This window comes from Variovorax sp. 10L421 (assembly GCF_056395365.1).
Window position 1 is genome coordinate 80,258 of sequence record NZ_JBFTJJ010000015.1, and the last position, 25,050, is coordinate 105,307.

Here is a 25,050-nt window from a genome sequence, read left to right on the forward strand (position 1 = left end):
GCGTTTTCTTTTCATCCACCGAGGAGCTATCAAGAATGAAATCACTACAAATGAAGAAGCTGTCGGGCCTGATCGCGATCGGCCTGGTCGCCCTCACGGTATCGAACGCCGCCATGGCACGAACCTTCCGCTCCGCCGAAGTGCACGCCAAGGACTTTCCCACCAACCAGGCGGTGAAGTTCATGGGCGATGAGCTGTCGAAGGCCACGGGCGGCAAGGACAACATCAAGATCTTCGCCGACAGTTCGCTGGGCTCGGAGAAGGACACGGTCGAGCAGGTGAAGATCGGCGCGCTGGACATGGTGCGCGTGAGCAGCGCCTCGTTCCACGGCATCGTGCCGGAGTCGGTGATTCCGTCGCTGCCCTTCCTGTTCCGCGACATCGAGCATTTCCGCAAGGCCATGTACGGACCGACCGGCGACAAGGTGCTGGCCGCGTTCGAGAAGGCCGGCTTCATCGGCCTGTGCATGTATGAAAGCGGCGCGCGCTCGGTCTACGCCAAGAAGCCGATCAAGACAGTGGCCGACATGAAGGGCCTGAAGATCCGCGTGCAGCCCTCCGACCTGATGGTGAGCCTGGTGAGCGCCACCGGCGCCTCGCCCACGCCGATGCCCATCGCCGAGGTCTACACCGGCCTGAAGACCGGCCTGGTGGACGCCGCCGAGAACAACTACCCCTCGTACGACGAAGCCAAGCACTTCGAGGCCGCGCCGGTCTACTCCGAGACCATGCACGTCATGACGCCCGAAGTGCTGGTGTTCTCCAAGAAGATCTGGGACACGCTGAGCAAGGAAGAACAGGCCGCGATCCGCAAGGCCGCGAAGGACTCGGTGCCCTACTACGTGAAGCTGTGGGAGCCGCGCGAGAAGGACGCCAAGGCGGCCGTCATCAAGGGCGGCGCGAAAGTCGTGGCCGCCGCCGACATCGACCGCAAGGGCTTCGTCGATGCCGAGAAGCCGGTGTGGGACAAGTTCGCCACCACGCCGGAGCTGAAGGCGCTGGTGCAGGAAATCGTCAACACGAAATGACGCCCACGGCTTCTCTCCCTCACCTTTCGGAGGGAGGGGGCAAGGCAGGACTTCCAAATGCATTTGCTGACCCATCTGAACGCACGGCTTTCGCGCTGGGCGATGTACATCGCCTGCGTGTGCCTTGTCGGCCTGCTCGCAGTCGTCGTCTACGGCGTGGTGCTGCGCTACGTCTTCAATGACGCCCCGCCGTACGTGGAGCAGGTCGCGCTGCTGCTGGTGATCTCGGTCGCCATGTTCGGCGCTTCCGCCGGCGTGCGCGACGCCGGCCACATCGGCCTCGATTCGCTGGTGAAGGTACTGCCGCCCAAGGCGCAGTTCTGGTGCAAGGCGCTTGTCTATGTGCTGACCATCGGCTTCGCCATCGCATTGATCGCGGGCGGTGCCGAGATGGCCGTGTCCACACGCGAGTCGACCATTCCCACGCTGGGCATGTCCGAGGCCGTGCGCTACGTGCCGATTCTCTTTGCGGGGGTGCTGATCACCCTCTTCTCCCTCGAGCACCTGGCGGCTCAGTTCACAGACCAGAAGGTCGTTCCATCATGGCATTGACAGTGCTGTCGCTGAGCTTCGTGCTCTTCCTGCTGCTCGGCATGCCGGTGGCCTTCGCCATCGGGCTGAGCTGCCTGGCCACCTTTGCCTACGAGGGCCTGCCGTTCGAGACCGCCATCCAGATGATGGTGTCGGGCATGAACGTGTTCTCGTTCCTGGCCATTCCTTTCTTCATCTTCTCGGGCGAACTGATGCTGCACGGCGGCATCGCCGACAAGATCGTCGCCTTCGCGCGCAGCCTCGTCGGCCATTGGAAGGGCGGCCTGGGCCTGGCCAACGTGGTGGCATCGACGCTGTTCGGCGGCGTCTCCGGCTCCCCCGTGGCCGACACCTCGGCCATGGGCGGCGTGATGATCCCGATCATGAAGCGCGAGGGCTACAGCGCGGCGTATGCGGTGAACGTGACGACGCACGCCTCGCTCTCGGGTGCGCTGATGCCGACCTCGCACAACATGATCATCTACGCCTTCGCAGCGCAGGCCGCGGTGGGCACCATCGACGGGCACATCATCAAGGGCGTGTCCATCGGCGACCTGATGTTCGCGGGGCTGATCCCGGTGTTCTGGATCATGGTATGCATGCTGGTGGCCGCCTACTGGCAGGCCGCCAAGCATGGCTACCCGAAGCGCACCGACGGCAGCACGATGGTCGAGCGCTTCCCCGGCTGGGGCATGGTGGCCAAGACCTTCCTGGCTGCGATTCCCGGCCTGATGGTGATCGTGATCATCCTGGTGTGCGTGATGAAGGGCGTGGCAACGGCCACCGAGGCGGCGGCCATCGCGGTGACGTATTCGCTGCTGCTCACGGTGGTGGCCTACCGCACGATGACGCGCGAGAAGCTCTTCAAGTCGCTGGCCAAGGCGTCGAAGACCACCGGCGTGATCCTGTTGCTGATCGGCGTGTCGAACATGCTGCGCTACCAGATGGCCTACCTGGAGATTCCGGACGCCATCGAGACCGTGCTGCTGGCCGCGACCTCCAGTCCCTGGCTGATGCTGCTGTACATCAACATCATCCAGATCTTCCTGGGCATCTTCCTGGACATGGCGGCGCACATCCTGATCACGACGCCGCTGTTCCTGCCGCTGGCCATCCAGATGGGCGTGGGCCCGGTGCAGTTCGGGATGATGCTGCTGCTGAACTGCGCGCTGGGCCTGGTGCACCCGCCGGTGGGCACGGTGCAGTTCATCGGCTGCGCGATCGGCAAGATATCCATCGGGGAGGCGACGAAAACCGCCTGGCCCTACTATCTGGCGATCTTCATCGCCATCACCCTGGTGACCTACGTGCCGGCCTTCTCCACCTGGCTGCCCACGATGCTGACCGGCCACAAGGTGCTGTAAGCAACAAAGGTCCTCACGATGAGCAATGCTGCCTCCGGAGCCTCGCCGCTCTACATCCGCATCCACGCCAACGACAACGTGGCCATCGTCGCGAACGACGGCGGCCTGAAGGCCGGCACCTCGTTCGCCGACGGCCTGGTGCTGGTGGACAACGTGCCCCAGGGTCACAAGGTGGCCCTGGCCGACCTGGCCGAGGGCGCGGCCATCGTGCGCTACAACGTGGTGATCGGCTATGCACAGAAAGCACTGCCGCGCGGCAGCTGGGTGCACGAGCGCGTAATGCGCATGCCGGTGGCGCCCGGACTCGACGGCCTGCCCATCGCCACGGTCAAGCCCCCCGCCCTGCCCCCGCTGGAGGGCTACACCTTCGAGGGCTACCGCAACGCCGACGGCTCGGTGGGCACGCGCAACATCCTCGCGATCACGCAGACGGTGCAGTGCGTGGCCGGCGTGACCGACTTCGCGGTGCAGCGCATCAAGGCCGAGCTGCTGCCCAGGTACCCGAACGTCGACGACGTGGTGGCGCTGGAGCACAGCTACGGCTGCGGCGTGGCCATCGATGCGCCGGATGCCATCGTGCCGATCCGCACGCTGCGCAACATCAGCCTCAATCCGAACTTCGGCGGCGAGGTGATGGTGGTGAGCCTGGGCTGCGAGAAGCTGCAGCCCGAGCGGCTGCTGCCGCCGGGAAGCATTCCCATCGTCGACAAGCGCGGCGATGCCGGCGGCGATGCGGCAGAGCTCGACGTGGTCTGCCTGCAGGACGACGAGCATGTCGGCTTCATGTCGATGATCGACTCGGTCATGCGCCAGGCCGACGAGCACCTCGCGCGGCTCAACAGGCGCAGGCGCGAAACCGTGCCCGCCAGCGAACTGGTGGTGGGCGTCCAGTGCGGCGGCAGCGACGCCTTCTCGGGCGTCACCGCCAACCCCGCCGTGGGCTTCTGCACCGACCTGCTGGTGCGCGCGGGCGCCACCGTGATGTTCTCGGAAACGACCGAGGTGCGCGACGGCATCGACCAACTCACCTCGCGCGCGTCCACACCCGAGGTGGCCGAGGCCATGATCCGCGAGATGGCCTGGTACGACGCCTACCTGCAGAAGGGCCGCGTCGACCGCAGCGCCAACACCACGCCGGGCAACAAGAAGGGCGGCCTGTCGAACATCGTCGAGAAGGCGATGGGCTCCATCGTCAAGTCGGGCTCGGCGCCCATCACCGGCGTGCTCGCGCCCGGCGAGAAGGCAGCGCAGAAGGGCCTGATCTACACCGCCACGCCGGCCAGCGATTTCATCTGCGGCACGCTGCAGCTGGCGGCCGGCATCAACCTGCACGTGTTCACCACCGGCCGCGGCACGCCCTACGGGCTGGCCGAGGTACCGGTGATCAAGGTCGCCACGCGCAGCGACCTCGCGCGCCGCTGGCACGACCTGATGGACGTGAACGCAGGCCGCATCGCCGACGGCGAGGCCAGCATCGAGGACGTGGGCTGGGAGCTGTTCCGCCTGATGCTCGACGTGGCCAGCGGCCGCAAGAAAACATGGGCCGAGCACTGGAAGCTGCACAACGCGCTGGTGCTGTTCAACCCGGCACCCGTGACCTGATCCCTTCGCACGGAGCAAAGACATGGAAGATCTCAAGGACAAGACAGCGCTCGTCACCGGCGCCAGCACCGGCATCGGCGCCGCGGTGGCCGTCGCCTTTGCGGCGCGCGGCATGCGCGTGGCGGTGCACTACAACAGCTCGGCCGATGCGGCGAACGGGGTGGTCGACACCATCCGCGCGGCCGGCGGCACCGCCTTCGCGCTGAAGGCCGACGTGCGCGACACGGCCGCAATCCGCGAATGCGTGAAGCAGGCCGCGGCGCAGCTGGGGCGCATCGACGTGCTCGTCAACAACGCCGGCAGCCTGGTCAAGCGCGTGCCGATCGCCGAGTTCGACGACGCGCTGTTCGACGAGGTGATGCACATCAACGCGCGCTCGGTGCTCGCCTACTGCCGCGAGGTGGTGCCGCTGATGCGCGCGCAGGGCGGCGGCAACATCATCAACGTGACCTCGGTCGCGGCACGCACCGGCGGCGGGCCAGCCGCCTATTTGTACGCGGGCTCGAAGGGCTTCGTGAGCACGGCGACGCACGGGCTCGCGAAGGAGCTGGTGGGCGACCGCATCCGCGTGAATGCCGTGGCGCCCGGCGTTATCCAGACGCCGTTCCAGGACCGCTTCTCGACGCCCGCGATGCTGGAGAACTTCCGCGCCGGCATTCCGATGGGCCGCATCGGCGTGCCCGAGGAATGCGTCGGCGCCTTCCTGTACCTGGCGTCGGAGCAGCTCTCCGGCTACGTCACGGGGCAGGTGATCGAGGTGAACGGCGGCCAGTACATGCCCTGAGGCACGCACGAAGAACACGAGGAGGCCTTGCGCGAGGCCCCGGATCAGATCAGCAACGGAGACGACGACATCATGAGAAGAATCCAGCTTGTTCGCGGCATCGCCGCCCTCTCGGCCACGGCCGCTCTTTCGCTCGGGCTGGCCACGCCGGCCGCGGCGCAGGCCGATTTTCCGAACCGTCCGATCGAGCTGCTGGTGCCCTACCAGCCCGGCGGCGGGACCGATGGCCTGGCACGCGCTTTTTCCGAGGCGAGCCGCAAGCACATCTCGCAGAGCATCGTGATCGTCAACCGCCCCGGCGCTGGCGGCGCCATCGGCTGGACGGAGGTGATCAACGCCAAGCCCGACGGCTACAAGCTCGCGGTGCTGACGGTCGAGCTGCTGACGCTGCCGCACCTGGGTCTTGCCAAGTTCAACTACGACGACTTCCAGCCGATCGCGCAGCTCAACGCCGATCCGGCGGCGATCACCGTGAAGGCCGACGCGCCGTGGAACACCATCGAGGAGTTCCTGGCGGCCGCGAAGAAGTCGCCCGAGGGCGTGCGCGTGGGCAACTCGGGCAACGGCTCGATCTGGCACCTTGCCGCCGCGGCGCTCGAAGACAAGACCGGCGCGAAGTTCGGCCACATCCCGTTCCAGGGCGCGGCGCCGGCGGTGCTGGCGCTGCTCGGCGGACACATCGAGGCCGTGGCGGTGAGCCCGGCCGAAGTCACCACGCATGTGCAGGGCGGCAAGCTCAAGGTGCTGATGGTGATGGCTGACAAGCGCGTGAAGGGCTTCGAGAAGGTGCCCACCGCCAAGGAACGCGGCATCGATCTGTCGATCGGCACCTGGCGCGGCCTCGGCGCGCCAAAGAACACACCGCCCGAAGTGATGGCGAAGCTGCGCGAGATGACGGCGAAGACCGCCGCCGAGCCGCTGATGCACGAGGTGATGGACAAGCAGAACCTGGGCTACGTCTACACCGACGGCGCCGTGTTCAAGGAGACGCTGGCCAAGGACAACGTCTACTTCAAGCAGCTCATCACCAAACTGAACATCAAACCCTGAACCGCGAACCATGAAAAGAAAAACCATCGCATCGCTGCTGTGGCTGGCCGCCATCGGCCCCGCCTCGGCCGCCACCTGGGTCTACGTGTCCAACGCGGACAGCCAGGAAATCTCCGTGCTCGAGCTCGACCGCGCCCAGGGCGCACTCAAGCCGGTGCAGACGCTGAACGTCGGCGGCACGGTGATGCCGATGGTGGTGAGCCACGACAAGCGCGTGCTGTATGCCGCGCTGCGCTCGCAGCCGTTTCGCGTGGCCTCGCTGTCGATCGACGGCGCCACCGGCAAGCTGCAGAAGCTCGGCGAGGCGCCGCTGGCCGACAGCATGGCCAACATCGACCTGGACACGAGCGGCAAGTGGCTCTTCGCGGCCTCCTACCAGGGCGGCAAGATCACGGTCAATTCCATCGGCAAGGACGGCGCCGCGGGCCCCGTCCATCAATTGATCCAGACCGGGCCCAACGCGCACGCGATCCACGCGGACGCCAGCAACCGCTTCGTGCTGGCCACCAGCCTGGGCGGCGACAACGTGTCGAGCTGGCGCTTCGACGCCGAGAAGGGCCTGCTGTCGCCCAACGATCCGCCGCTGACGACCACATCCACGAAATCGGGCCCGCGCCACTTCATCTGGGACAAGGCGCAGCGCCACGTCTATCTGCTGGACGAGCTCGACGCCGCCCTGCACGTGTTCGCATGGGACGCGGCGCGCGGCACGCTCAAGCTCGAACAGAGCACGACCACGCTGCCCGCCGGCTTCACCGGCAAGCCCTGGGCCGCCGACCTGCACCTGGCGCCCGATGGGCGCTACCTGTACGCGTCGGAGCGCACCTCGAGCACGCTGTCGGCGTTCAAGGTCGATGCCGCCACGGGACAACTGCAGCCGCTGGGCCAGACCCCGACCGAGAAGGTGCCGCGCGGCTTCGCCATCGACTCCAGCGGGCGCTATCTCATCGCCGCGGGACAGGAATCGCACGGCATCTCGCTCTACGCCATCGACGCCGCCACCGGCGCGCTGGGCAGGCCCCAGCACCTGGACGTCGGCAAGAACCCGAACTGGATCGAGATCGTCGACATGCCCTGACGGCCCCGCACCACCCATCACAAGGAGACACCTGCATGCAACGCCGCACACTCATTCGCACCGCCCTCGCCTCTTCCCTCGCCGCCGGCCTTCCGGCCGCCTTCGCGCAGGGCGGCGGCAACTGGCCGACGGGCAAGGCCATCACCTACCTCGTGCCCTTTCCCGCCGGCGGCACCACCGACGTGCTGGCCCGCCTGATCGGGCAGAAGCTCGGCCCCGTGCTGGGCACGAGCGTGATCATCGACAACAAGGGCGGCGCCGGCGGCAGCGTGGGCTCGGAGGTCGGTTCGCGCGCCGCGCCCGACGGCTTCACGATGGTCGGCGGCACGATCAGCTCGCACGCGATCAACGTGAGCCTGTATCCCAAGCTGGGCTACGACCCGCAGAAGTCGTTCGCGCCGGTGACGCTGATCGGCACCAACCCGGTGGTGCTGGTGGTGAACCAGGCAAGCCCGTACAAGACACTGAAGGACGTGATCGCAGCCAGCAAGGCCAAGGCCGGCGGGCTCTCGTCGGCCTCGGCCGGCACGGGCACCTCGCAGCACCTCGCGCTGGAACTGATGGCCTTCAAGTCGGGCGTGAAGTTCACGCACATTCCGTACAAGGGCAGCGGCCCGGCAATCCAGGACGTGATCGGCGGGCAGGTCGACATGATGTTCGACACCACGGTGGTCGCCGGCCCTCACATCCAGAGCGGCAAGCTGCGCGCCATCGCGGTCACCTCGTCGAAGCGGCTGGCCTCGATGCCGGACGTGCCGACGGTGGCCGAGTCGGGCGTGCCCGGCCTGCAGGACTTCGAGGTCGTGTCATGGCAGGCGATCTTCGTGCCCGCGGGCACGCCGGCACCGGTGGTCGACCGGCTGCACACCGAGATCCGCAAGATCCTCTCCGCGCCCGAGATGCAGGACAAGCTCAAGAGCTTCGGCATGGAGCCGGCCGACCTGAGCACCGCGCAGATCGCGGCGTTCCAGAAGGCCGAAGTGGAAAAGTGGGCGCAGGTGATCAAGGCCGCGGGGATCAAGGCCGACTGACGGCGGGGCGCGAACCAAGGGAAGCTTCCTACGTTCCCGGGGAGAAGCGCTTTATAGAATGCCCTTCCGATTCCGCATTCCAGGCTTCTCCCACGTGTCCGACCGCTCCGCAGTACTGCCCCAATACCTGTTCCCCAAGCAGGCCCTGACCAATTTCGCCGGCTGGGTCGCGGGCAAGGAACGGGGCGCCGTCACGACGTGGATCATCCGGCGCTTCGTGGCCAAGTACGGCGTGGACATGGGCGAGGCGCTCGAGTCGGACATCCACCACTACAAGAGCTTCAACCAGTTCTTCACGCGCGCGCTCAAGCCCGGCGCGCGGCCGCTCGCACAGGCAGACCTGGTCTGCCCCGTGGACGGCGCGATCAGCCAGTTCGGCGCAATCCGCGGCGACCAGATCTTCCAGGCCAAGGGCCACGACTACACGACCACCGCGCTGGTCGGCGGCGACGCCGCGCTGGCCGCGAAGTTCGCGCACGGCAGCTTCGCGACGCTCTACCTGAGCCCGAAGGACTACCACCGCATCCACATGCCCTGCGACGGGCGGCTGGTGCGCATGATCCATGTGCCGGGCGACCTGTTCTCGGTGAACCCGACCACGGCGCGCGGCGTGCCCGGCCTGTTCGCACGCAACGAGCGCGTGGTATGCGTCTTCGAATCGGCGCACGGGCCCTTCGTGCTGGTGCTGGTGGGTGCCACCATCGTCGGCAGCATGGCCACCGTGTGGCACGGCGTGGTCAATCCGCCGCGCGTGGGCGAACTGCGCGAGTGGAGCTACAACGACCGGCAGATCGACATCCGCAAGGGCGACGAGATGGGCCGTTTCTTGCTCGGCTCGACAGTGGTCATGCTCTTCCCGGCGCCTGCGCTGGCCTTCAACCCGGCGTGGTCGCCAGGCCGCGCGATCCGGCTGGGCGAAGCCATGGCCGACTACGCCAACTTGTGAGGCTTTGTCTCACAACCCGCATGCAGTATGCCCTGGCAGCTATAAAACTAGTAGCATCCTCATCATTTGCGCTATAGTCGCCGGCCAACGAAACGGTCCGTAACCCACCACAAGAACGCGAAGCATCGCCCTGCCCCAAGGTCGACGGCCCGCCCAGCTTCGAGGAGATGATGTCGATGAGTACCAAGGAAAACGCAGCCGTCAGCCAGCTGCTCGCCCTGCTCGAAGCCCGTTATGCACTGCGCGTGCTCTGGGCCCTGCGCGATGGCCATGCGCAGACCTTCCGGCTGCTGCAGGACAGCGTGGGCGGCATCACTCCCAACACGCTCAACACCCGCATCAAGGAACTGCGCGAGGCCGGCATCGTCGGCCACGGCAGCGACGGCTACAGCCTCACGCTGAGCGGACAGGACCTGCTCAAGCGCCTGTCCGACCTGCAGGCCTTCGCAGGCAAGTGGCAACTGGGGCAGCTCAAGAAGGCAGCAGCCCCGGCACCAGCCGCCGCAGCTTCGCCAGCAGCCGCACCCGCTCCCGCCCCTGTGGCAGCCCCTGCTACCACACCCGCGCCGCCCTCCGACGACACCAGCCAGACCTGAAGGACGACAGGTCGCCCTGCCCGGCCTCGGTAAACTCCGCGCCTTCGATCCATTGATCTCACATCGACGCAAGGAGCGTTTCCCATGCCCACCACCCCCTCCGGCCTGCAATACGAAGACACCGAAGTCGGCACCGGCACCGAAGCCAAGGCCGGCCAGCACGTGCACGTGCACTACACCGGCTGGCTCTACAACGACGGCACGCAAGGCGCCAAGTTCGACTCCAGCCGCGACCGCAACGACCCCTTCGCGTTCTCGCTGGGCGCCGGCCAGGTCATCAAGGGCTGGGACGAAGGCGTCGCCGGCATGAAGATCGGCGGCAAGCGCACGCTGATCATTCCCGCATCGCTGGGCTACGGTGCCCGCGGCGCCGGCGGCGTGATCCCCCCGAACGCCACCCTGAAGTTCGACGTCGAGCTGCTCGACGCCCACTGATCAGGGCTCGCCCCCAGGCTGCGCGGCACTTCGTGTCCGCTGCGCCAGCCCCCTACCGGGGGCGACACCTGAGGCCCGGCGAAGCCGGTTCCTCGGTGTCCCTCGCGAAAACCACTTCGCGACCCGTATTACGGCCCTTTCGGCCGCATTTTTACGCTTGAAAAGCTTTAGAGCAGCCCCATGTGGCTGGCTATCGTTTGTTTTCCGGCGCACGCCGGTTCTTTGAAAAATGTCTGACCCGCAACAATCCGCACAGAATTCCCAAATGCTGCAAGGCGAGCCAAGCCCCGAAGAACTGGAGGCAGCGCAAGCCGCCAATGAAGCCGAGGCGCTCGACGCCCTGGCCGTGGCACAAGGCGAGCTCGCTGCCCTGCAGACCAAGAATGCCGAACTGGCCGACCAGTACCTGCGCGCGCAGGCCGACGTGCAGAACGCCCGCCGCCGCGCCGACGACGAGATCACCAAGGCCCGCAAGTTCGCCGTCGAGGCCTTTGCCGAGAGCCTGCTGCCGGTGACCGACAGCCTCGAAGCCGGCCTGGCCGTCAAGGACGCCACGCCCGAACAGATCCGCGAAGGCGCCGAAGCCACGCTGCGCCAGCTCAAGAGCGCGCTCGAACGCAACAAGGTGATCGAAGTAGCCCCCGCGCCCGGCACCAAGTTCGATCCGCACCAGCACCAAGCCATCTCGGTGGTGCCCGCTCCCGAGCAGGAACCCAACACCGTGGTGAGCGTGCTGCAGAAGGGCTACACCATCAACGACCGGGTGCTGCGCCCGGCGCTGGTCACGGTCAGCGCGCCGAAGTAATCGGCGCGGCACACAAGATTCCCACAGGAAATCCCCGCTCCATCCCTTGAATCGAGCTGGGTTATCCACAAGTTCATAACAACATATTTTTCAGGCTTTCAGGAGTAAGAACATGGCAAAGATCATCGGCATCGACCTCGGCACCACCAACTCGTGCGTGTCGATCATGGAAGGCAACACCACGCGTGTGATCGAGAACTCGGAAGGTGCACGCACCACGCCGTCGATCGTCGCTTATCAGGAAGACGGTGAAGTGCTGGTCGGTGCCTCGGCCAAGCGCCAGGCCGTCACCAACCCCAAGAACACGCTGTACGCGATCAAGCGCCTGATCGGCCGCAAGTTCGAGGAAAAGGAAGTCCAGAAGGACATCGACCTGATGCCCTACACCATCGCCAAGGCCGACAACGGCGACGCATGGGTGGAAGTGCGCGGCAAGAAGATCGCCCCGCAGCAAGTCAGCGCCGACATCCTGCGCAAGATGAAGAAGACGGCCGAAGACTACCTCGGCGAAACCGTGACCGAAGCCGTGATCACGGTGCCGGCCTACTTCAACGATGCCCAGCGCCAGGCCACGAAAGACGCCGGCCGCATCGCGGGCCTCGACGTGAAGCGCATCATCAACGAACCCACCGCTGCTGCCCTGGCCTTCGGCCTCGACAAGCAGGACAAGGCCGATCGCAAGATCGCCGTGTATGACCTCGGCGGCGGTACCTTCGACGTGTCGATCATCGAGATCGCCGACGTGGACGGCGAGAAGCAGTTCGAAGTGCTGTCGACCAACGGCGACACCTTCCTGGGCGGCGAAGACTTCGACCAGCGCATCATCGACTACATCATTGCCGAGTTCAAGAAAGAGCAAGGCGTCGACCTGAGCAAGGACGTGCTGGCCCTGCAGCGCCTGAAGGAAGCCGCCGAGAAGGCCAAGATCGAGCTGTCGAACAGCGCGCAGACCGACATCAACCTGCCCTACATCACGGCCGATGCCTCGGGTCCGAAGCACCTGAACATCAAGCTCACCCGCGCCAAGCTGGAAAGCCTGGTCGACGAGCTGGTCGAGCGCACCATCGCGCCCTGCCGCCTGGCCATCAAGGACGCCGGCATCAGCGTGAGCGACATCAACGACGTGATCCTGGTCGGCGGCATGACCCGCATGCCCAAGGTGCAGGAAAAGGTGAAGGCCTTCTTCGGCAAGGAACCGCGCAAGGACGTGAACCCCGACGAAGCCGTGGCCGTCGGCGCCGCCATCCAGGGCCAGGTGCTCTCGGGCGACCGCAAGGACGTGCTGCTGCTCGACGTGACCCCGCTGTCGCTGGGCATCGAGACCATGGGCGGCGTGATGACCAAGATGATCGCCAAGAACACAACGATCCCGACGAAGTTCGCGCAGACCTTCTCGACCGCCGAGGACAACCAGCCGGCCGTGACCATCAAGGTGTTCCAGGGCGAGCGCGACATCGCCGCGGGCAACAAGGCCCTGGGCGAGTTCAACCTCGAAGGCATTCCGCCGGCATCGCGCGGCACGCCGCAGATCGAGGTGAGCTTCGACATCGACGCCAACGGCATCCTGCACGTCGGCGCGAAGGACAAGGGCACCGGCAAGGAAAACAAGATCACCATCAAGGCGAACTCGGGCCTGTCCGAGGACGAGATCCAGAAGATGGTGAAGGACGCCGAACTGAACGCGGCCGACGACAAGAAGAAGCTGGAGATCGTGCAGGCACGCAACCAGGGCGAAGCCATGGTGCACAGCGTGAAGAAGTCGCTGGGCGAACATGGTGCGAGCCTCGAAGCCGCCGAGAAGGACGCGATCGAAGCCGCGATCAAGGACCTGGAAGAAGCCCTCAAGGGCGAAGACAAGTCCGCGATCGAGGCAAAGACCAACACGCTGATGACCGCGAGTCAGAAGCTCGGCGAGAAGATGTATGCCGAATCGCAGGCGGCCGCAGGCGCCTCGGGCGCATCGGGCCCGGCTGGCGCGGAAGCTGCTGCGCATGCGCAGGCCGACGACAACGTGGTCGACGCCGAAGTGAAGGAAGTCAAGAAGGGCTGATCTTCAGTCCATTGACCGAGGCTGGAACACCTGAAAGGGTGCTCCAGCCTTTCTCGCTTCAAGCTGCCCGAGTTCCCGCTGCTCCCCTGATCCGCTGATCGACCTGCCATGGCCACTAAACGCGACTACYACGAAACCCTCGGCGTCCCCAAGAACGCGAGCGAGGATGAAATCAAGAAGGCTTATCGCAAGCTTGCGATGAAGCACCACCCCGACCGCAACCACGGCGACACCTCGAAGGAGGCCGAGGCCAAGTTCAAGGAGGTGAAGGAAGCCTACGAAATGCTGTCCGACGGACAGAAGCGCGCGGCCTACGACCAGTACGGCCATGCCGGCGTCGACCCCAACATGCGCGGCGGACCGGGCGCAGAGGGCTTCGGCGGTTTCGCGGAAGCTTTCGGCGATATCTTCGGCGACGTGTTCGGTGGCGGCGGCCGCGGCCGCACCAGCAGCGGGCGCCAGGTGTTCCGCGGCAGCGACCTGAGCTATGCGATGGAGATCACGCTCGAGGAGGCCGCCGAAGGCAAGACCACCGAGATCCGCATCCCGACCTGGGACGAGTGCGACACCTGCCACGGCTCGGGCGCGAAGCCCGGCACCAAACCCATCACCTGCACCACCTGCCACGGCGCGGGCGCGGTGCAGATGCGCCAGGGCTTCTTCAGCGTGCAGCAGACCTGCCCCACCTGCCATGGCAGCGGCAAGATCATTCCCGAGCCCTGCACCGTGTGCCACGGCCAGGGCAAGATCAAGCGCAACAAGACGCTCGAAGTGAAGATCCGCGCAGGCATCGACGATGGCCAGCGCATGCGCGTGACCGGCAGCGGCGAACCCGGTGTCAACGGCGGCCCGCCGGGCGACCTGTACATCGAGATCCGGCTCAAGAAGCACGAGATCTTCGAGCGCGACGGCGACAACCTGCACTGCGTCGTGCCTGTGAGCATGACCACGGCGGCGCTGGGCGGCGAGATCAACGTGCCCACGCTCAAGGGCGCGGCGGCCATCGACATTCCCGAAGGCACGCAAAGCGGCAAGCAGTTCCGCCTGCGCGGCAAGGGCATCAAGGGCGTGAACTCGAGCTACCCCGGCGACCTGTACTGCCATGTGCGCGTCGAGACGCCCGTGAAGCTCACCGAGCACCAACGCAAGGTGCTGAAAGAGCTCGACGAGTCTCTCAGGAAGGGCGGCGACAAGCACAGCCCGACCGACAAGGGCTGGTTCGACAAGGCGAAGGAATTCTTCAGCTGAACCGGACCCGCTTCTTCCGTCCGACATGCGACCCCGGAGACTTCAGCTCCGGCGGATGCATCTGACTCCAACAAGGGCCGCTTAGCGGCCCTTTGCAATGTGGGGTCCGCAAGCTGGTGCATCCGACGCTGCGGCGCCCCTTGGCAGGCACATCGGCGGTGCATTCCCGCCCCTTCGCGGGACATGCCGACCTGCACCCAAGCAACTTTCCCACGCCAACACGCGCAAGCCGCCCATCGAAAAGCGGCGCGGGGATTGCTTTTATATTTTTTTTCGATGTGCAATAAACCAAACGACAGATCGCGCGTTATTGCAGGAGACGTCTGTTTTTTTGAGCCCGAGGCTCAATAGACGGTGCTTTTCCGGAGAAAAGGCAAAAACGGACGATGGCCATCCGGCATAGGTGTTTTCACCCGGAGAGAATTAGGAACGCGAGCCTTTGAATTTAACTGAAATCCGAAAAGTAGTTCCTTGTTTTTTGTGGAACTTTACTTGCCGGTGTGGTTCTGAATTTACGAATGATTTGCCAGGTTCAATCTTTGCTTTATGCTGATTGTTAGCAGATTGTAGTAAGGGAGTTTTCCGCGGCATGCAGCCATGGGCAGGCAACCTTCAAGTGTTGCACAAGGCCTTTGCTGCAAGCCATCGGGCCAAAAGCCCACTGACTTGATGGAGGCGTGACCATGGATGTGATCAGCAACTTTGCCGCCCGCTACGAGCGCACCCGCGAGGAAGTCATCTCGCTGCAGGACTACCTGGACATCTGCAAGCGCGATCCCACGGCCTATGCCACCGCGTCGGAGCGCATGCTCAAGGCCATCGGCGATCCCGAGCTGGTTGACACGCGCAACGATCCTCGCCTCTCGCGCATCTTCGCGAACAAGGTCATCAAGATCTATCCGGCGTTCAAGGAGTTCTATGGCATGGAAGACGCCATAGAACAAGTGGTGTCCTATTTCCGCCACGCCGCCCAGGGGCTGGAAGAAAAGAAGCAAATCCTTTACCTGCTGGGTCCGGTCGGTGGCGGCAAGAGTTCGATCGCAGAACGCCTGAAGCAGCTCATGGAGCACGTGCCCTTCTACGCGATTCAGGGCTCGCCGGTCAACGAATCCCCGCTCGGCCTCTTCGACTCGATCGAGGACGGCGAGATCCTTGAAAAGGAATACGGCATTCCCCTCCGTTACTTGAACCGAATTCTCTCGCCCTGGGCCGTCAAGCGGCTCGAGGAATACGGTGGCGACATCCGCCAGTTCAAGGTCGTCAAGCGCTTCCCGTCCGTGCTGCGGCAGATCGCCGTCGCCAAGACCGAGCCGGGCGACGAGAACAACCAGGACATCTCCTCGCTGGTCGGCAAGGTCGACATCCGCAAGCTCGAAACCTATGCCCAGGACGATCCGGACGCGTATGCCTACTCCGGCGGCCTGTGCCTCGCGAACCAGGGCCTGCTGGAGTTCGTGGAAATGTTCAAGGCGCCCATCAAGGTGCTCCACCCGCTGCTGACCGCTACACAGGAAAGCAACTTCAAGGGCACGGAGGGCTTCGGCGCCATCCCGTTCGACGGCATCGTGCTTGCGCACAGCAACGAGAGCGAGTGGAAGGCCTTCCGCAACAACAAGAACAACGAGGCTTTCCTCGATCGCATCTACATCGTCAAGGTGCCGTACTGCCTGCGCGCCTCGGAAGAAATCAAGATCTACGAGAAGCTGGTGCGCAACTCGTCGCTGGCCCAGGCGCCTTGCGCCCCTGGAACGCTGCGCATGATGGCCCAGCTCTCGGTGCTCACGCGCCTGAAGGAGCCCGAGAACTCCAGCACCTTCAGCAAGATGCAGGTATACGACGGCGAGAACCTCAAGGACACCGACCCCAAGGCCAAGTCGATCCAGGAGTACCGCGACTACGCGGGCGTCGACGAGGGCATGAGCGGCGTCTCCACGCGCTTCGCGTTCAAGATCATCTCGAAGGTGTTCAACTTCGACAGTTCCGAAGTGGCCGCGAATCCGGTGCACCTGATGTACGTGCTCGAACAGCAGATCGAGCGCGAGCAGTTCGCGCCGGAGGTCGAGCAGAAGTACATCAGCTACATCAAGGAGTTGCTGGCGCCGCGCTATGCCGAGTTCATAGGCAAGGAGATCCAGACTGCCTACCTCGAGAGCTACAGCGAGTATGGCCAGAACATCTTCGACCGCTACGTGACCTACGCCGACTACTGGATCCAGGACCAGGAGTTCCGCGACGTGGACACCGGCGAAGTTTTCGACCGCGCATCGCTCAATGCCGAACTCGAGAAGATCGAGCGGCCGGCAGGCATCGGCAACCCGAAGGACTTCCGCAACGAGATCGTCAACTTCGTACTTCGCGCGCGGGCTGGCAACGCAGGGCGCAACCCGGCGTGGACCAGCTACGAAAAACTGCGCTCGGTGATCGAGAAGAAGATGTTCTCCAACACCGAGGAGCTTCTGCCGGTGATCAGCTTCAACACCAAGAGCAGCGCCGACGAGCAGAAGAAGCACGAAGACTTCGTGACCCGCATGGTCGAGAAGGGCTATACGGCCAAGCAGGTCCGCCTGCTCTGCGAGTGGTACCTGCGGGTGCGCAAGAGTTCATAACGACGACCCTTCGTTCGTCCTCTTTTTGCAAGGAGCTCTGAAACCATCGTGGCCATCCTGCAGCAGATCATCGACCGCCGGCTATCGGGCAAGAACAAGTCCATTGGCAACCGCGAGCGCTTCCTCCGGCGCTACAAGGGGCAGATCCAGGAAGCGGTGAGGCGCGCCGTCAGCGGCCGCAACATCCGCGAACTGGAGCAAGGCGAAGATGTGACCCTGCCGCGCCACGACGTGTCCGAACCGGTGTTCGGGCATGCGCGCGGCGGCGACCGCGAATACGTGCATCCGGGCAACCAGGAGTACCTGAAGGGCGACCGCATCAAGCGCCCCGAAGGAGGAAGCAGCAGCGGCTCCGGCAGCGGCGAGGCCGGCGACAGCGGCGAAGGCGAGGACGACTTCGTCTTCCGCCTGACGCGCGAAGAGTTCATGCGCGTGTTCTTCGACGACCTCGCACTGCCGCACCTCATCCGCACGCAGATCGCCGACGTGCCCGAGTGGAAGAGCCACCGGGCCGGCTTCACGAGCGACGGCTCGCCCAACAACCTGCACGTGGTGCGCTCGATGCGCGGCGCGCTCGCCCGCCGCATCGCGCTGGGCGGCGAGCCTCGCAAGGAGCTCAAGCGCCTCGAAGCGCACCTCGAACACCTGAAGCAGCACCCGCAGGCCGACCAGGCGCTCATCCAGAAGGAAATACGCGAGACCGAAGAGCAGATTGCCGAACTGCGCCGCACCATGCGGCACGTGCCCTACATCGATCCCATCGACCTGCGCTACCGCAACCGCGTGAAGACGCCCGTGCCCAGCGCCAAGGCCGTGATGTTCTGCCTGATGGACGTGTCGGGCTCGATGGACGAGGCGCGCAAGGACATGGCCAAGCGCTTCTTCATGCTGCTCTACATGTTTCTCACGCGGCACTACGAGACCATCGACCTGGTGTTCCTGCGTCATCACACGCAGGCGCAAGAGGTGACGGAAGAAGAGTTCTTCCACGCCACGGAAACCGGCGGCACCGTGGTGTCGAGCGCACTGGTGCTGATGGACGAGATCATCAAGGCACGCTATCCGAGTGGCGAGTGGAACGTGTACGGCGCGCAGGCCAGCGACGGCGACAACTGGCACCAGGACAGCGGCCGCTGCCGCGAGCTGCTGGTCAACGACATCCTGCCCGTGGTGCGCTATTACGCCTACGTGCAGGTGGCCGAGACCGAGCAGAACCTGTGGCAGGAATACCAGCAGCTCGAGGGCGTCGAGCCCAACTTTGCGATGCGCAAGGTGTCGGACGCGCAAGACATCTACCCTGTGTTCCGCGACCTGTTCAAGAAGGAAGGGGTGGCATCATGATCACCGAACGAGCGCTCGACCGCCTGCCCAGCCCTTCCGACTGGACCTTCGAACTCATCGAGACCTACCACACCGAGATCGCCCTTACCGCCAAGGGCTACGGCCTCGACGTGTACCCGAACCAGCTCGAAGTCATCACCGCCGAGCAGATGATGGACGCCTACGCCAGCGTGGGCATGCCCATGATCTACCGCCACTGGTCGTACGGCAAACAGTTCATCTCGACCGAGAAGAACTACAAGCGCGGCCACATGGGGTTGGCCTACGAGATCGTCATCAACTCCGATCCGTGCATCGCCTACCTGATGGAAGAGAACACCATGGCCATGCAGGCCCTGGTGATCGCGCATGCGGCCTACGGCCACAACAGCTTCTTCAAGGGCAACTACCTGTTCCGGATGTGGACCGACGCCTCATCCATCATCGATTACCTGGTCTATGCGCGGCACTACATTGCCGAGTGCGAGGAGCGCCACGGTCTCGATGCGGTGGAAGAACTGCTCGACTCCTGCCATGCGCTGATGAACTACGGCGTCGACCGCTATCGCCGTCCGCAGAAGCGTTCGCTGGCGCAGGAAAGCATCCAGCGCGCCGACCGCGAACGCCACATGCAGCAGCAGGTGAACGACCTCTGGCGCACGCTGCCCCGGCGGGCCGAGCAAGCGGCCGAGTCCGATGCAGCGCGGCGCTTTCCGTCGGAGCCGCAGGAGAACCTGCTCTACTTCATCGAGAAGAACGCCGCGCTGCTCGAACCCTGGCAGCGCGAGGTAGTGCGCATCGTGCGCAAGATCGCACAGTACTTCTATCCGCAGCGCCAGACGCAGGTCATGAACGAAGGCTGGGCCACTTTCTGGCACTACACGCTGCTCAACACCATGTACGACCGCGGCCAGCTGGCGGACGGCTTCATGATGGAGTGGCTCAGCTCGCACACGGGCGTGATCTTCCAGCCGCCGGTGGGCCACCGCGCCTACAGCGGCATCAACCCCTATGCCCTCGGCTTCGCCATGATGACCGACCTGCGCCGCGTGTGCGAGAAGCCGACCGAGGAAGACCGCCGCTGGTTCCCCGATTTCGCGGGCACCGACTGGGTCAAGACGCTCGACTACGCGATGCGCAACTTCAAGGACGAGAGCTTCATCGGCCAGTTCCTGAGCCCGAAGACGATGCGCGACTTCCGCCTGTTCTCGATCCGCGACTACCAGAGCGAGGCCGAGCTCGAGGTGTCCGCCATCCACGACGACAGCGGCTACCACGCGTTGCGCGAATCGCTCTCACGCCAGTACGACATCAGCAGCCGCGAGCCCGACATCCAGGTGTGGAGCGTGGCCACGCGCGGCGACCGCTCGCTGACGCTGCGCCACACGCAGCGCAACAACCTGCCTCTGCACGACGGGGCGGAAGAAGTGCTGAAGCACGTCGCCCGGCTCTGGGGTTTCGACGTGCACCTGGAAAGCATCGACAGCGCCGGGCGCATCAGCCGCAGCTGGAAGGCCGCGGCGCCCAAGCAGCAGTATTGAAGCCCCCCTTGCAGGGGGCAACGCCAGCGGCCCGGCAAAGCCGGTTCCGCGGTGTTCCGCGAAAACTCCCCTCAGGGAACCAAGGCCGCGATGGCAAGCGTGTAGCCCTTCACGCCCAGCCCCACGATGATCCCGCGCGCCGCAGGCGAGATGTACGACTTGTGGCGGAACTCCTCGCGCGCATGCACGTTCGAGATGTGCAGTTCGATCAGCGGCACGCTCGCGCCCTTGATCGCATCGTGCAGCGCGATCGAGGTGTGGGTGTAGGCACCGGGGTTCATCACCACGCCGAGCATGTTGCCGGCAGCAACTTCACGGCCGGCCTCCTGAATCCAGTCGACCAGCACGCCTTCGTGGTTCGACTGGCGGCATTCGATCTCGACGCCGAGCTTCGCGCCCGTGTCCTTGCACAGGCGCTCGACATCGGCCAGCGTGTCGCGTCCGTACTGTTCGGGCTCGCGAGTGCCGAGCAGGTTGAGATTGGGGCCGTTGAGGACGAGTATTTTCTTCATGATGGATGAGGCGTCAGGCAACCTCCATTATGGTCGCGAGACCGCCCGTGGCGGCCTGGCCGCGGACGAGCCGACGTAGTAGTTGTACGAATCGATGTCGACCACGCAGCGCGCCATGAGATCGACGAACGCCCGCAGCTTCTGTCCCATGTAGCGCTGCCGCTGGAAGGCGCAGTAGATGCGCCGCGGCTCCGGCTGCCATTGCGGCAGCACCGGCACCAGCACGCCCTGCGCCACTTCGGGCCGGGCGAAAAAGGCTGGCAGCAACGCGATGCCGAAGCCGTCGATGCAGAAGGTCTTCATCACCCAGTGGTCGTTGGTCTCGAAAGCCGGCTCCGGGCGAAACGCATAGCTGTCCGACGCGCCAGACACCAGCAGCACCTGCGACGGCCCCGAGCCCTCCTTCATCACGATCGACCGATGACGCAGCAGCTCGTCGGGCGCCTGTGGCATGCCTTGGCGCTCAAGATACTGCGGGCTTGCATAGAGGCCGTAGTTCAGGCGCCCAAGCAGCTTGGCAACAAGGTTCGGCACATCGGGCGGCTCCGAGCAGACATAGCAGTCCACCTCGCCGATCTGCGGCGCGTTCAGGCGACTCGCCACGTCGAGATGGCAGCGCACGTTGGGGTGCGATTCGAGGAACAGCTTCACCACATGGCAGACGAAGGAGGTGCTGAACTGGGTCTCGGACAGCAGCGACAGGCTGCCCGAGACGCCGGCCGTGATCTCCTGGATTTCGGTGCACGCCGTTTCCAGCCGGCCCGTCACCTCGTCGAGCAGGCCTTCGCAGCGCGCGAAGAACGCGCGCCCCGCCTCGGTCGGCGTGACGCTGCGCGAACTGCGCATCAGCAGTTGCGCACCCAGCAGTTCCTCCAGCCGCGTGAGCTGCCGGCTCAGCGTGGCCTTGGACACACCCGACAGACTCTCGGCCTTCGTCAGGCTGCCGCTCTGCACGACGAGCACGAAGGCTTCGATCAGCGCGAGATCGATGCGGCTCATGCGGGCCAGCGTTTCAGGAATGAAAAGTAGCGTCTCGGCATTTGGCTTTCATCAAGGGAACAGAAACGGTAGGTTCGGTGCTTGCTGGCGGCACACCGAATGCTATGCCATCCCCACCGAGCCCCGAGCTCCCACGACCGGAGAAAACCCCATGCGCAGCTCCACCCGACGTACCCTGCTTTCAACCGGGGCAGCATGACGAATCCACACGCTTTCACCTGGCATCCAGTGGCGCCCTCCGCCGGCGTGCGCCCCGGCGCCAACATCGTCGCCGGCTTCGCCGAGGGCCAGGAACTCGCGCTCTGGCGCTCGGCCGACGGCGCCGCCCAGGCGTGGGAAAACCGGTGCCCGCACCGAAGCGTGCGCTTCACGCTCGGCCAGGTGATCGAAAACCGCCTCTCCTGCGCTTACCACGGCTGGCAGTACGCCGCGGGCAGCGGACAGTGCACCCACATTCCGGCCCACCCGGCCATGCAGGCGCCGCGCAACGTCTGCGCCAAGGTGTTCGCCGCGGTGGATGCCGCGGGCATGCTGTGGGTCAACCTTGCGCAAGATATTTCCGCCGCACCGCCGTCGCTGGCCGGCGCCGTACCGGCCGGCTGGCACTTCTGCCGTACGCTGACCGTCCGCGCCGGCACGCAGGCCGCGCGCGAAGCCCTCGCACGGCAGGGCTTCGCAACCGACGCTGGGTCGGGTGCCTGGCAAGGCACGCTCAGCGAGGTGAAGACCGTCTCGCTGCTGCTCGAAGCGCAGCCCCGGCTCACCTTCGTCCACCTGTGGACGGAGGCCGCCCCCGGCTCCAGCGCGATGAAGACGCTGCACGCAGCCGCGCGGAATCTGCGCTCCGAGATCGAAGCACAACCACAAGGCTGAAGGAACCACCATGCCCTTCGTCACAGACGATTCCAACATGCTCGACGACTGGCTGGTCGTCGGGCCTGCCGCGCCCATGCCCCGGACGACCCGCCTGCTGGGCGAAACCGTGCAACTCCGCACTGATGCCGATGGCGCGCCTCACTGCTGCCTTGGCGACCGGCCGCTCGCCGTGCAGTCGCGCTACGGCTATCTCTGGGTCTGCCCGAGCGGCCGCCCCGCGCGTCCCCTCTTCGAGTTTCCGGAATACGCCGAGCCCGGCCGCCGCATCGTCGACTGCGGCGGCATCGGCGTGGCGGTGTCGGGCCTGCGCGTGATCGAGAACTTTCTCGACATGGCGCACTTTCCCTTCGTGCACGCCGACTACCTCGGCAAGGTGCCACACACCGAGGTGGCGCAATACGAGGTGCAGGTCGATCCCGGCAGCGGTGAGATCTGGGCCACCGACTGCCGCTTCTGGCAGCCGCGCGCCTCTGCCGCGCACGATTCGGGCAGCGAGGTGCTCTACAAGTACCGTGTGATGCAGCCCTTCTCGGCCATGCTCTACAAATCGAGCTTTCGCGCGGGCGAACTCGACGCCATCGGCCTCTTCCTGCAGCCCATCGACGACGAACACGTGATCGCCCACACCGTCCTCGCCTGCTACGACGAAGACTCCACCAATGCCGAGCTCATCGCCTTCCAGCACACCATCTTCGGCCAGGACAAGCCGATCCTCGAGAACCACGCCTTCAAGCGCATGCCGCTCGAAGGCCGCGCCGAGACACCGACGCGCGGCGACACCTCCTCCGTCACCTACCGGCGCTGGCTGCGCGAGCGCGGCATGCGCTTCGGCGTGAGGGCTGCGGCATGACGACAACGATCAAGCTCTACGACTACCCGCTGTCGGGCAACTGCTTCAAGGTGCGGCAGATGCTGGCTTGGCTGGGCATCGCGTACGACACGGTGCCGGTCGATTTCTTTCCGGGACGCGAGCACAAATCCGCTGCGTTCATTGCAAACGTCAACCCGCTCGGCCAGCTCCCGGTGCTCGATGACGACGGCTTCCTGCTGCGCGATGCGCAAGCCATCCTGGTGTACCTCGCAAGCTTCTACGACACGCAAGGCCGGTGGTATCCCGGCGACGCGAAGCTGCGCGGCCAGATCGCGATGTGGCTCGCCACCGCCGACGAGATCACGCGCACGGCATCGGCCGCGCGGCTGCACGATGCGCTCGGCTACCACCACCTCGACATCGAGGCCTGCCGCAGCGGCGCGCGCGCGGTGTTCCGCGTGCTCGACGACCATCTCGCCGAACAGGCGAGCGCCGGGCTGCACTGGCTGGCCTCGGCGCCCGGTCCGACCATTGCCGACCTTGCCTGCTTCCCGTATGTCGCGCTCGCCGGCGAGGGCGGCATTTCGCTCGACGAATTTCCCGCGCTGAGAGACTGGGTCTGGAATGTTCGCCACCTGCCCGGGTTTATCGGCATGTCGGGCATCTTCCCTGCAGGCCCTGCCTGAGTATCCTTAACGTTTTTTGCTTCTCCCCCGAAACCCGCCATGAAAACCAAAGCCGCCGTCGCCTGGAAATCCGCAGCCCCGCTCACCATCGAAACCGTGGACCTCGAGGGCCCGAAATTCGGCGAGGTGCTGGTCGAGATCAAGGCCACCGGCATCTGCCACACCGACTACTACACGCTCTCGGGCGCCGACCCCGAAGGCATCTTCCCGGCCATCCTCGGCCATGAAGGCGCAGGCATCGTGGTCGACGTGGGCCCCGGCGTCACCACACTCAAAAAGGGTGACCACGTCATTCCGCTCTACACGCCCGAGTGCCGCCAGTGCAAGTTCTGCCTGAGCCGCAAGACCAATCTGTGCCAGCTGATCCGCGGCACGCAGGGCAAGGGCCTGATGCCCGACGCCACCTCGCGCTTCAGCCTCGACGGCAAGCCCATCTTCCACTACATGGGCACCTCGACCTTCAGCAACTACACGGTCGCGCCCGAGATCTCGCTGGCCAAGATCCGCGAGGATGCGCCCTTCGACAAGGTCTGCTACATCGGCTGCGGCGTCACCACCGGCATCGGCGCGGTGATCTTCACGGCCAAGGTGGAAGCCGGCGCGAACGTGGTGGTGTTCGGCCTCGGCGGCATCGGGCTGAACGTGATCCAGGGCGCGAAGATGGTGGGCGCCGACAAGATCATCGGCGTCGACCTGAACCCCGAGCGCGAGGCCATGGCGCGCAAGTTCGGCATGACGCACTTCATCAACCCGAAGGACACCGAGAACGTCGTCGACGCCATCGTGCAGCTGACCGACGGCGGCGCGGACTACAGCTTCGAATGCATCGGCAACACCAAGGTGATGCGCCAGGCGCTCGAGTGCACGCACAAGGGCTGGGGCCGCAGCATCATCATCGGCGTGGCCGAGGCGGGTGCGGAGATCAGCACGCGCCCGTTCCAGCTGGTCACCGGCCGCAAGTGGGAAGGCTCGGCCTTCGGCGGTGCACGCGGACGCACCGACGTGCCGAAGATCGTCGACTGGTACATGGAAGGCAAGATCGACATCGACAGCCTCATCACGCACACGATGCCGCTGGAAGACATCAACAAGGGCTTCGATCTGATGAAGCGCGGCGAGTCCATCCGCGGCGTCGTCCTTTACTAAGACCA

22 protein-coding genes and 1 pseudogene are annotated in these 25,050 nt (G+C 65.1%); 21 read left to right on the plus strand and 2 right to left on the minus strand.

Going from position 1 to position 25,050, the window contains the following annotated elements; genetic code table 11:
* Window positions 1–35 precede the first annotated feature (35 nt).
* The 17 genes and pseudogenes from AC1DFC_RS19330 (at window position 36) to AC1DFC_RS19410 (ending at window position 20,015) form a co-directional block, all read left to right on the plus strand.
* Complete coding sequence (locus AC1DFC_RS19330) at window positions 36–1,028, plus strand: TRAP transporter substrate-binding protein (protein WP_007836428.1); 993 nt, start codon at window positions 36–38, stop codon at window positions 1,026–1,028.
* A gap of 57 nt (window positions 1,029–1,085) precedes the next feature.
* Window positions 1,086–1,580 carry a TRAP transporter small permease gene (locus tag AC1DFC_RS19335; RefSeq protein WP_007836430.1) on the plus strand — a complete coding sequence of 165 codons (495 nt, stop codon included), beginning with the start codon at window positions 1,086–1,088 and terminating at the stop codon, window positions 1,578–1,580.
* Window positions 1,571–2,923: a TRAP transporter large permease gene (locus AC1DFC_RS19340; RefSeq protein WP_007836432.1), complete on the plus strand. Its 1,353-nt coding sequence runs from the start codon at window positions 1,571–1,573 to the stop codon at window positions 2,921–2,923. The genes AC1DFC_RS19335 and AC1DFC_RS19340 overlap by 10 nt, the downstream gene beginning before the upstream one ends.
* A gap of 18 nt (window positions 2,924–2,941) precedes the next feature.
* Window positions 2,942–4,525 carry a galactarate dehydratase gene (gene garD, locus AC1DFC_RS19345; protein ID WP_478179815.1) on the plus strand — a complete coding sequence of 528 codons (1,584 nt, stop codon included), beginning with the start codon at window positions 2,942–2,944 and terminating at the stop codon, window positions 4,523–4,525.
* Between the two features lie 22 nt (window positions 4,526–4,547).
* Entirely contained in the window at window positions 4,548–5,309 is a 762-nt protein-coding gene (locus AC1DFC_RS19350) for an SDR family NAD(P)-dependent oxidoreductase (RefSeq protein WP_007836436.1), read from the plus strand.
* A gap of 72 nt (window positions 5,310–5,381) precedes the next feature.
* A complete protein-coding gene (locus tag AC1DFC_RS19355) occupies window positions 5,382–6,359 on the plus strand; it encodes a Bug family tripartite tricarboxylate transporter substrate binding protein (protein WP_042673906.1) in 978 nt (325 codons plus the stop codon).
* Between the two features lie 10 nt (window positions 6,360–6,369).
* The gene (locus tag AC1DFC_RS19360) at window positions 6,370–7,437 is read left to right on the plus strand and encodes a lactonase family protein (RefSeq protein ID WP_478179816.1); all 1,068 of its coding nucleotides are present in this window, start codon (window positions 6,370–6,372) and stop codon (window positions 7,435–7,437) included.
* Window positions 7,438–7,472: 35 nt separating this feature from the next.
* The gene (locus AC1DFC_RS19365) at window positions 7,473–8,468 is read left to right on the plus strand and encodes a Bug family tripartite tricarboxylate transporter substrate binding protein (RefSeq protein WP_007836441.1); all 996 of its coding nucleotides are present in this window, start codon (window positions 7,473–7,475) and stop codon (window positions 8,466–8,468) included.
* A 94-nt stretch (window positions 8,469–8,562) separates the two neighbouring features.
* Window positions 8,563–9,414 carry an archaetidylserine decarboxylase gene (gene asd, locus AC1DFC_RS19370; protein ID WP_042673904.1) on the plus strand — a complete coding sequence of 284 codons (852 nt, stop codon included), beginning with the start codon at window positions 8,563–8,565 and terminating at the stop codon, window positions 9,412–9,414.
* Between the two features lie 176 nt (window positions 9,415–9,590).
* Window positions 9,591–9,893: pseudogene (locus tag AC1DFC_RS19375) on the plus strand (winged helix-turn-helix transcriptional regulator); the annotation flags it as partial.
* A gap of 201 nt (window positions 9,894–10,094) precedes the next feature.
* A complete protein-coding gene (locus AC1DFC_RS19380) occupies window positions 10,095–10,445 on the plus strand; it encodes an FKBP-type peptidyl-prolyl cis-trans isomerase (RefSeq protein ID WP_007836448.1) in 351 nt (116 codons plus the stop codon).
* 229 nt (window positions 10,446–10,674) lie between these two features.
* A complete protein-coding gene (gene grpE / locus AC1DFC_RS19385) occupies window positions 10,675–11,250 on the plus strand; it encodes a nucleotide exchange factor GrpE (protein ID WP_081502666.1) in 576 nt (191 codons plus the stop codon).
* 112 nt (window positions 11,251–11,362) lie between these two features.
* Entirely contained in the window at window positions 11,363–13,300 is a 1,938-nt protein-coding gene (gene dnaK / locus AC1DFC_RS19390) for a molecular chaperone DnaK (RefSeq protein ID WP_007835137.1), read from the plus strand.
* Between the two features lie 108 nt (window positions 13,301–13,408).
* Complete coding sequence (dnaJ, locus tag AC1DFC_RS19395; RefSeq protein ID WP_478179817.1) at window positions 13,409–14,548, plus strand: molecular chaperone DnaJ; 1,140 nt, start codon at window positions 13,409–13,411, stop codon at window positions 14,546–14,548.
* A 683-nt stretch (window positions 14,549–15,231) separates the two neighbouring features.
* Window positions 15,232–17,154: a PrkA family serine protein kinase gene (locus AC1DFC_RS19400; RefSeq protein ID WP_007835134.1), complete on the plus strand. Its 1,923-nt coding sequence runs from the start codon at window positions 15,232–15,234 to the stop codon at window positions 17,152–17,154.
* Between the two features lie 48 nt (window positions 17,155–17,202).
* Complete coding sequence (locus AC1DFC_RS19405) at window positions 17,203–18,495, plus strand: YeaH/YhbH family protein (RefSeq protein ID WP_007835132.1); 1,293 nt, start codon at window positions 17,203–17,205, stop codon at window positions 18,493–18,495.
* Window positions 18,492–20,015 carry a SpoVR family protein gene (locus AC1DFC_RS19410; protein ID WP_007835130.1) on the plus strand — a complete coding sequence of 508 codons (1,524 nt, stop codon included), beginning with the start codon at window positions 18,492–18,494 and terminating at the stop codon, window positions 20,013–20,015. The genes AC1DFC_RS19405 and AC1DFC_RS19410 overlap by 4 nt, the downstream gene beginning before the upstream one ends.
* Before the next feature lie 71 nt (window positions 20,016–20,086).
* Here AC1DFC_RS19410 and aroQ read toward each other — a convergent pair whose 3' ends face one another.
* Together aroQ and AC1DFC_RS19420 are read right to left on the minus strand one after the other, a co-directional pair.
* The gene (gene aroQ / locus AC1DFC_RS19415) at window positions 20,087–20,527 is read right to left on the minus strand and encodes a type II 3-dehydroquinate dehydratase (protein WP_007835124.1); all 441 of its coding nucleotides are present in this window, start codon (window positions 20,525–20,527) and stop codon (window positions 20,087–20,089) included.
* A 27-nt stretch (window positions 20,528–20,554) separates the two neighbouring features.
* Entirely contained in the window at window positions 20,555–21,526 is a 972-nt protein-coding gene (locus AC1DFC_RS19420; RefSeq protein ID WP_478179818.1) for a LysR family transcriptional regulator, read from the minus strand.
* 195 nt (window positions 21,527–21,721) lie between these two features.
* Between AC1DFC_RS19420 and AC1DFC_RS19425 the strand changes: the two genes are divergently transcribed.
* From AC1DFC_RS19425 to AC1DFC_RS19440, 4 genes are read left to right on the plus strand one after another with little or no spacing between them, the layout of a single operon-like run.
* Window positions 21,722–22,399: a Rieske 2Fe-2S domain-containing protein gene (locus AC1DFC_RS19425; protein ID WP_007835121.1), complete on the plus strand. Its 678-nt coding sequence runs from the start codon at window positions 21,722–21,724 to the stop codon at window positions 22,397–22,399.
* Window positions 22,400–22,409: 10 nt separating this feature from the next.
* Complete coding sequence (locus tag AC1DFC_RS19430) at window positions 22,410–23,252, plus strand: aromatic ring-hydroxylating oxygenase subunit alpha (RefSeq protein ID WP_007835119.1); 843 nt, start codon at window positions 22,410–22,412, stop codon at window positions 23,250–23,252.
* The gene (locus AC1DFC_RS19435; protein ID WP_478179819.1) at window positions 23,249–23,899 is read left to right on the plus strand and encodes a glutathione S-transferase family protein; all 651 of its coding nucleotides are present in this window, start codon (window positions 23,249–23,251) and stop codon (window positions 23,897–23,899) included. Before AC1DFC_RS19430 ends, AC1DFC_RS19435 begins: the two co-directional genes overlap by 4 nt.
* A 39-nt stretch (window positions 23,900–23,938) precedes the next feature.
* Complete coding sequence (locus tag AC1DFC_RS19440) at window positions 23,939–25,045, plus strand: S-(hydroxymethyl)glutathione dehydrogenase/class III alcohol dehydrogenase (protein WP_413314457.1); 1,107 nt, start codon at window positions 23,939–23,941, stop codon at window positions 25,043–25,045.
* Window positions 25,046–25,050 lie beyond the last annotated feature (5 nt).